General features: G+C 57.8%; 19 protein-coding genes. 6 read left to right on the forward strand and 13 right to left on the reverse strand.

The genetic code is table 11. From position 1 onward, the window contains the following. Positions 1-25: 25 nt before the first annotated feature. Both BMZ01_RS05615 and BMZ01_RS05620 read right to left on the reverse strand, forming a co-directional pair. Positions 26-574, reverse strand: a complete 549-nt coding sequence (locus tag BMZ01_RS05615) for a DUF2550 domain-containing protein (RefSeq protein WP_223845823.1) — start codon at positions 572-574, stop codon at positions 26-28. 45 nt (positions 575-619) lie between these two features. Continuing rightward, positions 620-853 (reverse strand): hypothetical protein, encoded by a 234-nt coding sequence (locus tag BMZ01_RS05620; RefSeq protein ID WP_092285302.1) that lies wholly within the window; start codon positions 851-853, stop codon positions 620-622. A gap of 509 nt (positions 854-1,362) precedes the next feature. On the opposite strand from BMZ01_RS05620, the gene BMZ01_RS11355 reads away from it, so the two are divergent. The 6 genes from BMZ01_RS11355 (at position 1,363) to BMZ01_RS11460 (ending at position 5,303) form a co-directional block, all read left to right on the forward strand. Then, the gene (locus tag BMZ01_RS11355) at positions 1,363-1,626 is read left to right on the forward strand and encodes a hypothetical protein (RefSeq protein ID WP_244887594.1); all 264 of its coding nucleotides are present in this window, start codon (positions 1,363-1,365) and stop codon (positions 1,624-1,626) included. 28 nt (positions 1,627-1,654) lie between these two features. Further along, positions 1,655-3,139 (forward strand): molybdopterin-dependent oxidoreductase, encoded by a 1,485-nt coding sequence (locus tag BMZ01_RS05630; RefSeq protein WP_092285306.1) that lies wholly within the window; start codon positions 1,655-1,657, stop codon positions 3,137-3,139. 13 nt (positions 3,140-3,152) lie between these two features. Next, positions 3,153-3,866 (forward strand): hypothetical protein, encoded by a 714-nt coding sequence (locus BMZ01_RS05635; RefSeq protein WP_092285308.1) that lies wholly within the window; start codon positions 3,153-3,155, stop codon positions 3,864-3,866. A gap of 72 nt (positions 3,867-3,938) precedes the next feature. Beyond that, positions 3,939-4,226: a CBU_0592 family membrane protein gene (locus BMZ01_RS05640; protein ID WP_092285310.1), complete on the forward strand. Its 288-nt coding sequence runs from the start codon at positions 3,939-3,941 to the stop codon at positions 4,224-4,226. Positions 4,227-4,256: 30 nt separating this feature from the next. Next, entirely contained in the window at positions 4,257-4,520 is a 264-nt protein-coding gene (locus BMZ01_RS05645; protein ID WP_092285312.1) for a CBU_0592 family membrane protein, read from the forward strand. 99 nt (positions 4,521-4,619) lie between these two features. Next, positions 4,620-5,303 (forward strand): TetR/AcrR family transcriptional regulator, encoded by a 684-nt coding sequence (locus BMZ01_RS11460; protein WP_092285314.1) that lies wholly within the window; start codon positions 4,620-4,622, stop codon positions 5,301-5,303. Positions 5,304-5,489: 186 nt separating this feature from the next. Here BMZ01_RS11460 and BMZ01_RS05655 read toward each other — a convergent pair whose 3' ends face one another. The 11 genes from BMZ01_RS05655 to BMZ01_RS05705 form a co-directional block, all read right to left on the reverse strand. Further along, positions 5,490-5,864 carry a F0F1 ATP synthase subunit epsilon gene (locus BMZ01_RS05655; RefSeq protein ID WP_092285316.1) on the reverse strand — a complete coding sequence of 125 codons (375 nt, stop codon included), beginning with the start codon at positions 5,862-5,864 and terminating at the stop codon, positions 5,490-5,492. 12 nt (positions 5,865-5,876) lie between these two features. After that, positions 5,877-7,328 (reverse strand): F0F1 ATP synthase subunit beta, encoded by a 1,452-nt coding sequence (gene atpD / locus BMZ01_RS05660; protein ID WP_092285318.1) that lies wholly within the window; start codon positions 7,326-7,328, stop codon positions 5,877-5,879. 3 nt (positions 7,329-7,331) lie between these two features. Beyond that, positions 7,332-8,321: a F0F1 ATP synthase subunit gamma gene (locus BMZ01_RS05665; protein ID WP_092285320.1), complete on the reverse strand. Its 990-nt coding sequence runs from the start codon at positions 8,319-8,321 to the stop codon at positions 7,332-7,334. 55 nt (positions 8,322-8,376) lie between these two features. Beyond that, a complete protein-coding gene (gene atpA / locus BMZ01_RS05670; RefSeq protein WP_177180084.1) occupies positions 8,377-10,020 on the reverse strand; it encodes a F0F1 ATP synthase subunit alpha in 1,644 nt (547 codons plus the stop codon). Positions 10,021-10,088: 68 nt separating this feature from the next. Next, positions 10,089-10,913, reverse strand: a complete 825-nt coding sequence (locus BMZ01_RS05675; RefSeq protein ID WP_092285324.1) for a F0F1 ATP synthase subunit delta — start codon at positions 10,911-10,913, stop codon at positions 10,089-10,091. 5 nt (positions 10,914-10,918) lie between these two features. Continuing rightward, the gene (locus BMZ01_RS05680; RefSeq protein ID WP_092285326.1) at positions 10,919-11,482 is read right to left on the reverse strand and encodes a F0F1 ATP synthase subunit B; all 564 of its coding nucleotides are present in this window, start codon (positions 11,480-11,482) and stop codon (positions 10,919-10,921) included. Between the two features lie 26 nt (positions 11,483-11,508). Further along, on the reverse strand, positions 11,509-11,751 hold the full coding sequence (locus BMZ01_RS05685) for an ATP synthase F0 subunit C (RefSeq protein ID WP_092285328.1): 243 nt from the start codon (positions 11,749-11,751) through the stop codon (positions 11,509-11,511). A 115-nt stretch (positions 11,752-11,866) separates the two neighbouring features. Continuing rightward, complete coding sequence (gene atpB / locus BMZ01_RS05690; protein WP_092285330.1) at positions 11,867-12,736, reverse strand: F0F1 ATP synthase subunit A; 870 nt, start codon at positions 12,734-12,736, stop codon at positions 11,867-11,869. A 375-nt stretch (positions 12,737-13,111) separates the two neighbouring features. Beyond that, positions 13,112-13,537, reverse strand: coding sequence for a Cg1360 family ATP-synthase-associated protein (locus tag BMZ01_RS05695; protein ID WP_092285332.1), 426 nt, complete (start codon positions 13,535-13,537; stop codon positions 13,112-13,114). Positions 13,538-13,581: 44 nt separating this feature from the next. Then, complete coding sequence (locus BMZ01_RS05700) at positions 13,582-14,763, reverse strand: MraY family glycosyltransferase (RefSeq protein WP_092285334.1); 1,182 nt, start codon at positions 14,761-14,763, stop codon at positions 13,582-13,584. After that, a complete protein-coding gene (locus BMZ01_RS05705) occupies positions 14,764-15,423 on the reverse strand; it encodes an L-threonylcarbamoyladenylate synthase (RefSeq protein WP_092285336.1) in 660 nt (219 codons plus the stop codon). Between the last annotated feature and the right edge of the window lie 5 nt (positions 15,424-15,428).

Raw genomic sequence — 15,428 nt, forward strand, 5'->3', positions numbered from 1 at the left:
GGCGACTAGGATACGCAGCCGAGTTTTAGTACGCGCCTCGGCCCTTATCTCGCATCGCTTGTTCGCGGCTGAGCTTATCTCGCAGCGCCCAATAATCGACGCGTTGCTGCCTAAGATCTGGGGCTGATTCCACCCACGCCCGCAAAGCCATTTCCCCGTGCGCTTCCAACCCCACTTCGTAGCGCTTGCCCCCCACTGCTTCCTCGTGGTGTTCCCCCTGATGCTCCCCCACCGAGATGGTTAAGATTTTGACCTCATCTGGCATGAATTCTGCTTCAGATTCACTCAGCCCGCGTGTCCCCAAAATTTCTACTTCACGGCGGTCCAATACCAGGTTCGCCCAGGGCCTCAGCGAGCGAAGTTTGAAATACTCCAGGGTTTCGCCTTCATACCTCAACGTTCCGTGTCGCCACCCATGGTTCCCGCTCGCCGGTAACTCTCGCATAATCACATTCGTTCCCCGCGAGCGCAGGCTAAAAAAACGCCACGCGGCAGCCGCGACCGAAGCCACAGCCACCGCGAGCACCAGCACGAGGCAAATCCAAAATAACCAAGATACGAGATTGGGTGACACGAAGCGCTCCAAGGCTCAGGGAGGTCAGGGTGAGGGAACTGAAGGCTAGTTGAGGGCGTTAGAGATATCTGCAGATAATACGTCGCTTATCGCGCCAGCCTCAAAAATTCGGATCTCAAGAATGATCGAGCGCAACCTTCGGCTTACCCCCTGGGGGCGTTCCCGCAGCCGAATGAAGCCTTCCTCCCCGGTGTATGCAGTGATCACCTCAAAGAAGTATCTCCTATTAACGCAATAGGAAATATCCGATTTTTCACTAAAAATGAGTGTGACCTGCACGATTAGCCCCGGTGACCTTGAACACAGGTGGGTACCCTTGTACGCCCGAACATGTCCGATCGTACAGAATCGGGAAGTAGTACCTATAGCCCTCTCAACAGGACTTATAAGGGTGGGGCAATTCTAAAAAATGCATGTGACCTGCTTTTATGTACAGACGTACAGGTTACCAATCATTTCGGTATCCCCCCTGGTGGACGTTAGGATAAGGGCAACTAACGAGCTTATTCGTTTGGTTTTTCACCACACTCATCCATACCCGGAGGCTAAGCATGTCAACTCCCTATGTTGTAGGGACGCCCAACGCCACCGAGGACGTGTTTCTACACGTCAAGCCGGGACGTCGACGCGCCCCCCTACTTCGTTATTTCCGGTTCAACCTCCCCCGGTTAACGAAGCTCGTACTGATGGTAATTATTGCCGTCATCGGAGGTTCTGTAGCCTACACTGCTTTGTCCAACCATCTTCCCTTTGCCCATGCTGATATAGCTCTGTGGATCGTCGTAGCCATGGCGATTCTCTATCTTGTTGTTGCCGCAGTCACCAAGCTGCGGATCTGGGACGCGGGAAGCCTCATCGCTATCTGCGCGGTGTTGATCTACATCGGCGGCCTCTTCGGAGATGCCCCCTACGTCTGGAATGGCGCCAGCATCCAACAAGCAGCTATTTGGAACATCATGATGATGGCCTCTGTGGCCTACGTGGTTCTCAACGCGCTGGTTCTTTATGGGATGTTCGTTGTCTACCCGGACGACCAGAACTTCACTGACTAGCCCCTAGACCTCAAGAAGGAACCACAACATGGAATTCGGATTCCCCTGGTGGATCAGGGCAGAACACTTCCTCAACATCATCTTCATTACCTTCTTCATTCGCTCGGGTATCGAGATTCTCGGTACTTTCCCGCGTCTGCACACTTCCGAGCACACCCCTGCCGGTAAGCAGTGGGCGCAGTTCACGATTAAAGAGAAGAAGAAGCACAAGTACTACTCCGTCGGCAGTGAATACGAGGATTACTCCCCGATCATCTCGCTGCCCGGCCGCGGCCTGCTCGGACAAGGTCGCTACTGGCACTTCATTACGGTCGCTGGTTTCGTTACCTGCACCGTCATCTACTTCGCGCTGCTGATCTTCACAGGTCAATGGCGTCGCTACGTGCCCAACAGCCTGGATGTCTTCCCGCAGGCATTCAACGACATGATGACCTACATGGCGTTCCAAATTCCGGAACACATGCCTGGCATGCCTTTCAACGCTGTCCAGCAGCTCTCCTATGGCTTTGTCATCTTGCTGCTCGGGCCCTTCATGATCTTCACCGGTTTCATGCAGTCCCCGGCGGTGGCCAACCACTGGCCGAAGCTCACCAAGGCTCTCGGCTCGCGTCAGGTCATTCGCTCCCTGCACTGGTGGGGTCTGATTGCTTACCTAGCCTTCATCGTCATCCACGTGTTCATGGTTATCGCTCACGGCTACGGCCACGAGGTTTCCAAGATGGTCTTCGGCCACACCGAAGCCCCCACCGCTGCCGCGATTATCTTCACCATGTTCTTGACCTTCGTGGTCTTCCTACATGTGGTTGCTACCAAGACCTCCTTGAACAATGGCCGCCTGGTCGAGAAGCTGAACAACATTGTTGTTCGCCCGCTGACCCGCCGCCTGATCAAGCTGGAATCTCGTCAGTTCATCACTGATGATCGCATCACCCCGAACCACCGCGCTTCTGGTCACGCACCGGAAGCAGATACCTACAAGGCTTTGGTCGCGCATGGTTATGCCGATGACTTTGTCCTAGAAATCGGTGGCTTCGTGGAGAAGCCGATGTCGCTGACGCTCAAGGATCTCCATGAGCTGGCACAGGGCCACACCCAAACCACGCTGCACCACTGCGTCCAGGGCTTCAGCTCGGTCGGTAAGTGGGAAGGCATCCCGGTACACGCTCTGCTCGAGCTGGCCAAGCCGCTGCCCGGCGCGACCGACGTGATCTACATGTCGCACCAGCGTATGGGCCGCGATGACCCGCTATATTCCGAGAGCTGGTACTACGACTCCAACTCGATGCTGGAAGCCAACCAGCCGCAATCCCTGATTGCCATTGGACTGAACTCCGATGAACTGCCCATCAAGAATGGTGCCCCGGTTCGTCTCCGCGTGGAGACCTCCACCGGCTTCCGTTCCGTGAAGTGGCTGGAGCGCATCGAAGTTGTCAATCGTTACGACATTATCGGCAAGGGCCGTGGTGGTTGGTTCGAGGACAACGACTACTACGACCGCATGCAGATGATTTAGGAGACGCGAGAAAATGTATCCCATTCATGAGGACATCATCCTCACCCCGGAACAACAGAAGCTCGTGCTCGACTACGTCCGCGAAGTTGACTTCCACCTCCCCGGTGCCAGCGCCGAAGACTTCACCGAAGTCATCCCGCGCGCTCGCTACGGTGGCTGGGACTTCATGAGCGAAGACCTGGAGTCCTACCTCGTTGGTCTGAAGTGCACGAAGCCTGGCTTTGAAGATCAAAACACCTTCATCCGTATGTCCTATGGGCAACTCATGGGCCAGCCGGATGCTGAACGCCTCCCGGTTAATGACCCGGTTTTGGCTAGCGATGACATGCGCATGCAGCGCTGGCGCGATACCCCGACGGGTCCTTCCCGCACGGGTGTGGATGCCTATGCCACCACTGATGGCAGCGTCCCCGGTGTCGATCTGGATCTACGCATGATCCACGACACCCTCTCGGACATCCTCGACTTTGATCGTCGTGGATTGACCAGCGAAGACGTCGGCTACTTCGACCTCCAGGTTGACTGGGGTGTCATGTTGGCCGGTCGTTACCCGCGGTTGAAGCACTTCGAAAAGGAAGGCCGGCTCAACGCTGATCAGGTCGCTTCTTTGAAGGAATTCGAGCGCCGCTGCGGTGAAGCTCAAGAAGTGCTCGATCACCACGAACTCCCCAAGTTGGATCGTGTGTGGGAACCCGAGCGCCGTCGCCACCAGGCTCACCACAGCTAGAGACACAAAGTCCCACCGTGAGCTGCGAAACCTCGCAGCTCACGACACTCTCACAATAGGAAGAGATTCCCTATGCCTTTCGCACAAGCCGTTTCCCTGATCGGTTCCGTGATGTTGCTTGGCGCCTACGGTCTGCTGAACCTTGGAAAGTTCACCCCGCAGTCCTATGGCTATCAGTGGATGAACGTCATCGGTGCTGCCGGTCTGACGTACTCCGTTATCGAGCCTTTGAACGTCGGTGTGTTCATCACCGAGCTGATCTGGACGCTCATCGGCCTGGTCGGTGTCTTCAAGATCTGGATGAAGAATAAGAAGGACGCCCAAGCCGGCGTCACCACGACCACCTCCCCCGCTGTCTAACACGACTGCTCGATCACTCTAGGAGCTTCCATGCCTTACGCATCAGCTATCTCTATCATTGGCACCGTGTTCTTCCTCGGCGGATTCGGTGCACTTAACTTCGGGCTCTTGAAGTCCACCAGCGTCACCTACCAGATGGCTAACTTCTTGGGCGCTGTCTGCTTTACCTACACCGCCATTAAGCCGGTCAACTACGGGTTGTTCATCACCGAGTTCCTGTGGGCCTGCTTCGGCATCTACGGTCTGTACAAGATCTTCACCTCCAAGGACAAGAAAGCTGCAACCGTTAGCTAACTAATTCTTTCGGAGCTAATAAAGCCCGAACTACCCCCGCATTCGCGCTAAAGGTAGTTCGGGCTTTAGTTTTCCAATTTGGCAGGTAGAGTTTGCCTTATGGTCAATGAAAACCGAAATCCCGAGGATTCTCCTGCTATTTCAGAAAGCTGGGAGATCGGCGCTTATAACGCGGCGGATAATGCCCGGCCGAAGCCCCGTCGCCGCGACCCACATCGCCGCGACCGCATTATTGATGCGGCCCTGGAGGTTATTTCCCGGGATGGCATAACCGGTGTTTCGCACCGCCGAGTAGCCCACGAGGCAGGCGTTCCGCTCGGCTCAATGACCTACTACTTCTCCGGTATCCATGACCTGCTCATGGAGGCATTCACCCGCTTCACAGATCAAGCGGTGGCGGATTATCGCCAGCAATTTGTTGATTGCACCACCTTGGAGCAGGCGCGTGCCGCCATTGTGCGGATTTTGACGGACTCTTCCTACATGGATCCCCACAATATCATTATCGGCTCTGAGCTTTATTCTCAGTCCACCCATGATCCGCGCTTCCGCCCCATCCTTTTGGCTTGGATCCATCGTTGTCGGGACGCCTTCCGCATCTACTTCGATGAGCCCACCACCTTCATCTTGGATGCGATGGTGGAAGGGGTATCCATGCACCGTTCCCTGGAGCAAGATATTCACTCCGCGGAGCTGATCGCCTCCGCAGTGGAACTCCTTACCCCGGAAAGCTCCTTCATCTATGACCCAGCTAAGGCCCCCGCACCCACAGCTGAGGACTAGAGCAATAAAAATCCCGCCCTCTTAAGGAGGGCGGTTTTTTCTATGCCAATCTCGCACCTAATCCCCGCTATATGGTGCGGCAAACCGCTCCCCGCGGCACTCCCCTGCCCCGGACTGATACCCCTGGCGCGGGTCTCGGGAATGCAAAACACCCCATGCATGCACATGGGGTGTTCAGCGAAGCTATTACTTGGCCATATCGGCGCGAACGAGCGCGCGGCGCTTAGCTTCTGCGAGATCGCGGGTGTGCTCATCCTCGGACTTGAGGCCGGCCTCAATGGTGGAGCTATCCACCTCATCAGCCCACAGAGCGTATTCCGCGAGGATAGTCACCTTATCGGTAGACACCGAGAGGAAGCCACCTTGGACCGCGGCGACAAGCTTCTTGCCTTCGGTGGGCTGAATGGTGACCACACCGTTCTCGACCAGCTGGCCGAGCATCGGTTGGTGACCCTTAAGCACGCCGATCTCACCCTCGGTGGTCTGCGCGGTAACCATGCTGGCCTGACCCGACCAGAGCATGCGCTCCACGGAGACCAGTTCCACAGTGATGTCAGCCATGCGTGTCTCCTCTTAGTTGCTGCCGGTGATCTTCTTGTACGCAGCTTCGACGTCATCGAGGCCACCGAGACCATTGAAGGCCTGCTCGGGGTAGGCATCGAATTCGCCATTGCAGATGCGTTCGAAGGCGTCGATGGTGTGCTCCAGCGGAACATAGGAACCAGGCAGACCGGTGAACTTTTCGGCGACGAAGAAGTTCTGGCCCAGGAAGCGCTCGATACGACGAGCACGCTGGACGGTGATCTTATCCTCTTCGGACAGTTCATCCATACCAAGGATGGCGATGATGTCCTGGAGTTCCTTATTCTTCTGCAGGATACCGATGACGCGCTGGGCAACCTCATAGTGACGCTCGCCAACGATCGAAGGCTCGAGAATACGAGAGGTCGAGGTCAGCGGATTCACGGCGGGGTAAATACCCTTGGAGGCGATACCACGGTCAAGTTCGGTGGTGGCATCCAAGTGCGCGAAGGTGGTAGCCGGGGCGGGGTCGGTGTAGTCGTCGGCAGGCACGTAGACGGCCTGCAGCGAGGTAATCGACTTGCCCTTGGTGGAGGTAATGCGTTCCTGCAGCACACCCATTTCATCAGCCAGGGTGGGCTGGTAGCCCACGGCAGAAGGCATACGACCCAGCAGGGTGGATACCTCAGAGCCGGCCTGGGTGAAACGGAAGATGTTGTCGATGAACAGCAGCACGTCCTGGTGCTGAACATCGCGGAAGTACTCCGCCATGGTCAGACCCGAAAGGGCCACACGCATACGGACTCCTGGCGGCTCATCCATCTGACCGAAGACCAAGGCAGTGTCTTGGAGCACGCCCATTTCTTCCATTTCCAGGTGGAGGTCCGTACCTTCACGGGTACGTTCGCCCACACCGGCGAAGACGGAGGTACCGGAGAACTCACGGGCAATACGGGTGATCATCTCCTGGATGAGCACGGTTTTACCCACACCGGCGCCACCGAAGAGGCCAATCTTGCCGCCCTTAACGTAGGGGGTGAGCAGGTCAATGACCTTAATACCGGTTTCGAGGATCTCAGTCTTACCTTCGAGCTGGTCGAAAGGCGGCGGATCGCGATGGATACCCCACTGCTCACCATCGCGGCCCAGACCGGGCTCATCGAGGCAGTCGCCGAGGGCGTTGAAGACGTGGCCCTTGACCACATCGCCCACGGGGACGGAGATCGGCTTGCCAGTGTCGGTGACCTCGGTACCGCGGACCAGACCGTCGGTGGGGGCCATGGACACTGCGCGCACGAGGTTATCACCGAGGTGCTGGGCAACCTCGAGCACGATGGACTTGGCGACTGCTTCGAGGGTGACCTCGACAGTCAGCGCGTTGTACAGGGCCGGTAGCTCGCCGCGGGGGAATTCCACGTCGACGACCGGACCGATGACACGCACGACGCGGCCGGCGGTGGTTCCCGCCTGCTGCGTGTTCTGCTCATGGAGAGCTGTAGTCATAATCTAGTCACTTTCTCCGCTTTCGGCGAGCGCGCCAGCGCCACCGACAATCTCTGTGATTTCCTGGGTGATCTGCGCCTGACGGGCCTGGTTGGCCACACGCGAGAGGTCTTTAACCAACGCTTCTGCGTTATCGGTTGCGGACTTCATGGCGTTGCGACGAGAAGCAGACTCACTGGCACTGGCTTCTAGCAGCATGGCGAAAATGGTGCGGGAAACATACTGCGGAAGCAACGCATCCATCAGAGTTTCTGCATCAGGTTCGAAGTCGAGATCAGCTGTGATCTCGCTGCTAGTTTCCGGCTTACTGAGCATGCCTTCGCTGAAATCGAGTTGCTCATCTTCGTAGACCGGCTCGATGGGCAGCACTTGGTGTGCCCGTGCGGTCTGGGTGAGCATCGATTCGAACTCGGTATACACAACATGGAGCTGGTCAAACCCGCGGATGGTTTCTTGACCAGGTTCCAGGTTCAGCCCTTCACGGTTTTTCACCGTTCCTTGGGAACCAGCGGTGAATCCGTCAATCAGGTGGCGGCGCACATTATGGGTGGATTCCCAGGTGGGATCCTGGGAGAAACCAGTCCATGCGCCGGCGACCTTTTCACCGCGGAAGCCGTAGTAACCTACGCCTTTACCGCCGGTGACATAGCGAACGACCTCATATCCCTTTTCTTCCAGCAGCTTCTCTAATTCGGCTGCCTTTTTGAATACGTTGTGGTTATAGCCACCGCACATGCCGCGGTCCGAAGACACGACCAGCACTGCGGCAACCTTGCCATTTTCGCGCTCGCGGAGCATCGGGTGATCCAGGGAGCTGGCAGCGGCTAGCCGTTCCATCACATTCTGGACCTCGTGGGCGTAGGGGTGCGAAGCCTCCACCCGGGCCTGAGCTTTGGTGATGCGCGAGGTTGCGATCAGCTCCTGGGCCTTGGTGATCTTCTTAGTGGAGTTAACGGACCGAATGCGGTCACGTAGTTCGCGAAGATTCGCCATTGGTTATGCGCCTCCCTTCTTTAACGTAGACGAGTCAGTAACAGGCATCATTGCCTTACTTCGCCGTCGTCTTGCGGGAGACGCTCAGCTGATGCTTACGCACTTCGGAGTCTTCCAGGGCGTCGACTTCCGGTTCATTAATAACCGGGGTGCCGTCGGTGGTCTGGAAGGAACGCTTGAAGGTGTTAGCACCGGCGAGCAGGGTTTCCTTGGACTCGTCGGAGAGTGCAGCGCCACCGTCGATCTGTTCATAGACCTCCGGGTGGTTGGCGTGCAGGTACTCCTGCAATTCCGCTTCGAAACGACGGACATCTTCAACGGGAACGGAATCGAAGACGCCTTCGTCAGCAAGCCAGATGGACACGATCTGGAATTCCACGGGCTGCGGGGAGTTCTCCGGCTGCTTGAGCAGCTCGACCAGACGCTGACCACGCTCCAGCTGAGCCTTGGAAGCGGCATCCAGGTCGGATGCGAAGGTAGCGAAGGCCTCGAGGTCACGATAAGCAGCCAGGTCCAGACGTAGCGAACCGGCGACCTTCTTCATGCCCTTGGTCTGTGCGGCACCACCAACACGGGAGACCGACACACCAACGTTAATGGCGGGGCGGACACCCTGGTTGAACAGGTCCGACTCCAGGAAGACCTGGCCGTCAGTAATGGAAATGACGTTGGTCGGAATGAAGGCGGAGACGTCATTGGCCTTGGTTTCAATGATCGGCAGAGCGGTCATGGAACCAGCACCCAAATCATCCGAGAGCTTGGCAGCACGCTCAAGCAGGCGGGAGTGCAGGTAGAAGACGTCACCAGGATAAGCTTCACGGCCCGGCGGGCGACGCAGCAGCAGGGAGATGGCGCGGTAGGCCTCGGCCTGCTTGGTCAGGTCATCGTAGATGGCCAGGACGTGGCAGCCCTGGTACATCCAGTGCTGGCCCAGGGCGGCACCAGAGAAGGGTGCGAGCCACTTGAAGCCGGCGGAGTCAGAGGCCGGGGCGGCCACAATGGTGGTGTAATCAAGGGCGCCATGCTCTTCCAGGGTGCGACGCACCGCGGCGATGGTGGAGCCCTTTTGACCAATGGCGACATAGATGCAGCGGACCTGCTTGGTCTTATCGCCGGAGTCCCAGTTCGCCTTCTGGTTCAAAATGGTGTCGATGCAGACCGCGGTCTTACCGGTCTTACGGTCGCCAATGATCAGCTGACGCTGACCACGGCCGATCGGGGTCATGGCATCAATGGCCTTAATACCGGTCTGCAGCGGTTCCTCAACAGGTTGACGCTGCAGCACCGAAGGTGCCTGCAGTTCGAGGACACGGTCCTCTTCTGCTTCAATCGGGCCCATGCCGTCGATCGGCTGGCCCAGGGGGTTAATAACGCGGCCGAGGAATTTATCGCCGACCGGGATGGACAGGACTTCACCTGTCCGCTTGACCTCGTCGCCCTCCTTCAAGGACTCGAAGTTACCCAGGATCACGACACCAATGGAGTCGGTGTCGAGGTTCTGTGCGACGCCGATGACGCCGCCCGGGAATTCAAGGAGCTCATTCGCCATAACCGACGGGAGGCCCGAAACCTGGGCGATACCGTCAGCTGTCGAAATGACCACGCCGACCTCCTCACGGGAGGCCTCCGCGGAGTAGCTCGAGGTGTAGTTCGCTATCGCGCTACGGATCTCATCGGAGGAGATCGTCAGCTCCGCCATGTTCTTCCTGCTCTCGGTAGATTCTTCCAGCATTGTCTAATAATTATCGCGCTGCAATTTCAGCAACTCTAGGCGAGGTTAGCCCGCAAGCGTTCCAGCTTGCCGGCGGTGGAACCGTCAATAACCTCATCGCCTACCCGGATGGTCATGCCACCGAGGAGGCTGGGGTCAACCTCGGAGTGGATGCTCATCGCGCGACCATAGATGCGTCCCAGCTTCTCGGCGAGTGCCGCCTGCTGTCCTTCATTGAGCTCCGTCGCGGCAGTAACCTGCGCGATGGTGCGACCCTGCAAACCGGCGGCCGTTTTGGCCAGGTTGGCAATGTCATCAATGGGGTTGTGTGCGGGACGGCCAATCGCCTGCAAAGCGAGCGCCTCAGTAACCGCGGTGACCTTTCCGTACAGCACGCTGGCAAGCAAAGAGCGCTTGCGTTCGGCTGTCGCGGTGCGGTCACTGAGCAGCTGGGTCAGGCTCGGTTCCTGATCGAGGATCCGACTGAGGCGGAAGAGTTCATCTTCCACCTGGCCAAGCTGGCCCTGTTTCTCCGCGGCGCGCAGGAGGCTGCGACGGCCCAATTCGACAAGTCCGCTACGGAACTCGCGCGGGGTCGACCAAACTTCAGTCGCCGCTGCCTTGAGCACATTCAAGGTGGAGCCACTCACACGGCCTCCAAAAACGGCGTCGATCAGCCCGGTGCGCTTGTCGGCGGGTGCCGCAGCGTCCGCCACGGCAACGCGCAGTGCGCGGTCGCCGTCGAGGATCTCGACGACCTCGAAAAGTTCATTTCCGACGGTTGCGCCTTCGGCAAGGGCATGCTCTTCCCCAACGCCACTCAAGGTGGTGTCCAGGTTGGTGCTGGCCTTTGCTAGTGCGTCACGGCTCGCTGCGTGCATGTCGCTCACTTTCCTGCCGGTGCCACGGTGTCGAGGTCAGCCAGGAAGCTATCGATCGTCCCGGAACGCTTCGTGGCGTCGGAAAGCTCCCCGCCAAGGAGGCGCTCTGCCAGGGTGATCGAGTTCTGGCCCATCTCGCGGCGAAGCTCGGCAACGACCTGCTCACGCTGGGCCTGCAGCTGCTTCTCACCGGACTCGATGATGCGTTGTTGCTCTTCGGTGGCCTTAGCCTTGAATTCAGCTTCGATAGCCTTCCCGCGTTCGCGGGCCTGCTCACGAATTTCAGCGGCTTCGGCACGCGCCTCAGCAAGCTGCGCGTTGTACTTCTCTAGGGCGGACTTGGCTTCGGCTTGTGCAGCCTCAGCGCGTTGAATTCCACCGTTGATCCGTTCTTCGCGCTCAGTCAGGACTTCCTGGAACTTCGGAAGCACAAACTTCCAGAAGATAAGGAGAATGATGATGAGCGCGATGGCAGACCAGACGATGTCGTACATCGGCGGTATAAGCGGGTTATTACCCGATTCCTTCGGGAGGTTACCCCCCTCCGCCAGGTACAAGATGTTCGTCATGAGTCAGTCACTCCCGTCCCAGTGAATTAGAAGAGGAAGCCGGCGACCACGGCGATGAGGGCGAGAGCTTCGGTGAAGGCGATGCCCAGGAACATGGTGGTACGCAGCTGGCCAGCCATCTCCGGCTGACGGGCCATGCCCTCAACGGTCTTGCCGGCAACGATGCCGATGCCGATGCCGGGGCCGATGGCGGCCAGGCCGTAGCCGACGGCGCCCAGACCCTTGTAGGTCACTTCAGCGGCCTCAGCGGCAAGGATGATCTCGTTCATGAAAGTCGTTCCCTTTCTTGGTGCCCACCGCGTAAAAATTTCGGTGTCTCTGCGGCGGGAGGAATATGGGGTGTTTTTAGGGTGTACAGGTGACCGCGCTCGAGGTTCGCGAGCGTCAGTGTGAGTCCGCGTTCAGCGACAGTTCGATATACACCGCGACCAGGAGGGCGAAGATGTATGCCTGCAGGAAAATGATCAGGCACTCGAACAAACTGAACAGCACTCCGACGATCAACGTCGCACCACTGACGAGGGTCCAGGCGTTGAGCTGCCAGAAGAAGAAGTTCGTGGCAGAAAACAGCAGAACCAGAATCAAGTGGCCGGCGAGGAAGTTCGCCATCAAACGCAAGGTCAGCGTGACCGGGCGCATGACGAAGGTGGAGAAGAACTCAATCGGAATGACCAGGAAGTGCAGGAGCGGCGGGAGGTTCGGAACCACCAAGGAGCACTTGATGTATTTACCGAGCCCATAGCGCTTGGCGCCTGCATAAATCATGGTCAGGTAGCCAAGGATTGCCAGCACTAATGGCATACCGATGCGCGCATTTGGCGAAACGTTCAGACCTGGAATGATCGTCGGCAGATTCATCATCAGGACGGTGAAGAAGATGGTCGCGATCACCGGCAGGAACCGGCGGCCTTCCTTCTTCCCCAGGATGTCCTCGGCGATGTGGATGCGGACGAAGTCCAGTGCGAGTTCCGCGAAATTCTGGACACCACGCGGAACCAGCTTGGGGTTTCGCATAGCGACCACGAAGAAGACCGCGATGACGATGGTCATCAGGATGCGGATGAGCATCAAACGATCCAGTGCGAACCAGCCATTGGCAAAGTCGGTTAACCAGAGGTTGACCGGCTGCCCATTGGTCACATGCCCCGGGAAAAATTCTTCGTCCAAGTTGGGGGAATGGAACTCCCCACTTAAGGACAGGTTTATAACGCTCAGCGTTCTCTCCCGTGTTCGGGCCGCGGGGAATGGGGGCATCCCCTACGGTGCGATGGACATCAGTGTGCACGCGCCACTACCCCGGACTCCGTCGCACATCAGCGGAGTAATGACGGGGGATTAACCTTGAGCAACTAGCCTGTAGTCACGTCGTGCTAACCCGCATGAGACTTTAGCAGGTCTAAGTGGGTATTTCTGCGTTCCCCCCGGGGTAACAAAGCTAGCTTCTAACTGGATCGAATTTTGTTTGGTGTTCCAGCCCAGTAGCGGGCATATTCCCAGGTCTGTAAGTTCCATCACAACTTATGGCTGTGCTCACATTTGGGGGTATTGTCCACCCCTGTACAGGCGTGCCAAGCACAGAGAGTCCGCAGCATGCGCGCCCTGAAGTATTTTCTCAAATGGGGGTCTGAGCTACTTATTGCTACGCGGGGTTACATAGGTGACATTGGCGGTCATAATCCCCCAAGTTTCGGTTCCCAGCACCACAATCAGCGCCAACATGATGGTCACCCCCAGCGCATAGCGATCATAGAAGCTATAACGCTGCAACGTATGCACGATCACAAAAAGCACAACGATCTTCACAAGCCAACTACCCATCACCACGGCGATGGTCGTCGTCGGACTGGTCTTCGCAGTCGCCTGCACAATCAGCGCAGTGGCGAGCACAAAAATCCCGCCAATCAGACTGCCCAGAATCCCGCCCCACATACCCGGGGTTCCCTTAGCTAGGCTCCACGCGGCGATCGAGAGCACCGCCAACATCAGCAGTGCTAGCGCCCCCAGGCGAATGCCGCGGCGCAGTGGGCGAGAGTGGTCATCATAAATGGAAGTCACGCACGTTACTCTAACTGACTTGCTTGCTCTATCCGAGATCGTGGCTAAGGGTGGGCAGGATCCTGACTCAGGCTATGTTCCCCCGGTAGCCGCACCGTTCCGCGCATGACGGGGATCAGTGTGATTCCCACCGCGAAGATAGCGGCGATAATCGTGCCCACAATCGCATAGGCCGGTGGTACCAGCGAGAAGGCCACCGCGCCGAGTGCTACTACCCCAGCCCACATATAGAGCAAGAGCACCACGCGGCGGTGCGTATGCCCCATGCGGAGCAGGCGGTGATGCAAGTGTTGTTTATCAGCGGTAAAGGGGGATCGCCCGGAGGCTAGCCGGCGCACCACCGCCAAGATGAGGTCCAGCACAGGAATGAAGACCACCGCCACCACCACAATGATGGGGGAAATCAGCGCCACCACATCGGCTACCCCATACAGCGCGGCATTAATTTTCCCAGACGCCGAGGTACTGGCCGCTGCTAATAGCAACCCAATCAACATGGATCCGGTATCGCCCATAAAAATCCGGGAGGGCTCGAAATTATGGGGTAAGAAGCCAGCACAGATTCCCACCAGCGCAGCCCCAATAATTGCGGGCGGGTAGGCAGAGACCGTGCCGCCTTGGTCATAAAGAATGGTGAGCGAAAAGAGCAGCACCGATAGCCCGGCGATCATGCCTAGCCCAGCAGCTAAGCCATCGAGGCCATCGACGAAGTTGATGGCGTTCATCAACATGACGGTGAAGAAAGCCGTCAGGATGGTGGACTGGACTTGGTCGAGCACCAAGGTGGTGCCGTGTTCCCCGAAGGGCAGGTAGAGCAGAGTCCAGCTCAACCCCAGCACGCTCATCACCACGGCCGCCAAAATTTGGCCGATCAGTTTAGTAATCGCATCGAGCTCATAGAGGTCATCAATAATCCCCACAATCACGATGACGAACCCAGCCCACACCACCGCATTCATTTCTGGGGTGATGGGCATAAAACCGCGGGTTAAGGCAGGCAGTTGATTAGCCAGGAAGACGGCCACTAAAAAGCCGATGTACATAGCTGCCCCACCCATGCGTGGGGTGGGTTGAGTGTGCACATCGCGTTGGCGGATCTCTGCGACCTGTCCGGCGCGCACTAATACGCTACGCACCACCCCGGTGCACAGGTAGGTTGTTGCGGCGGCGACAAGCAGTACCAGCCCCAATTCTCTTAGCGGAACACCTGCTACCGCGACGCCCATTTAGGGGGTACCTCTTAGCGCATCAGCAGAGCAGCCGAGCACCTCCGCAATAGCTTCTGCGGAAATAGCGCCTTCGCGTAGCAGCCGTGGGATGGGCCCGGAAAGATCAATGATGCTCGAGGGTGTTCCCACTGGGGCTTGGCCACCGTCAAGGTAAACGCTCACTGATTTACCTAATTGGGTTTCCGCTTCTTGGGCGGTGGTAGGTGGGGTGTGTCCGGAAATATTGGCGCTAGATACCGCCATGGGCCCGGTACGCCTTAAAAGTTCAATGGCAATGGGATGTAGCGGCATGCGCAACATCACGGTGCCGCGGGTATCGCCCAGGTTCCATTGCAAACTGGGCGCTTGGGGCAAAACGATGGAAAGCCCACCGGGCCAAAAGGCTTCTACCAAGTCCCGTGCTGCTTGGGGGTAGACCGCCACCAAGCCTTGGATGGTGTCCCAGGATCCCACCAACACCGGTACCGGCATATCGGGACCGCGGTGCTTAGCCGCTAAGAGGTTAGCGACAGAGTAAGTATTGAAGGCATCGCAGCCGATCCCATAGAGGGTATCGGTGGGGAGCACGACCAGCCGGCCGGCTTTAACGGCGTCGACGGCGGCGGTGAGCGCGAGTTCGCGATTGCGTTCACCTTCGCAGGAATAGGTCTTGCTCACGTGCT

The sequence above is a fragment of the Corynebacterium spheniscorum genome (assembly GCF_900113445.1).
GTDB classification, from domain to species: Bacteria; Actinomycetota; Actinomycetes; order Mycobacteriales; family Mycobacteriaceae; genus Corynebacterium; species Corynebacterium spheniscorum.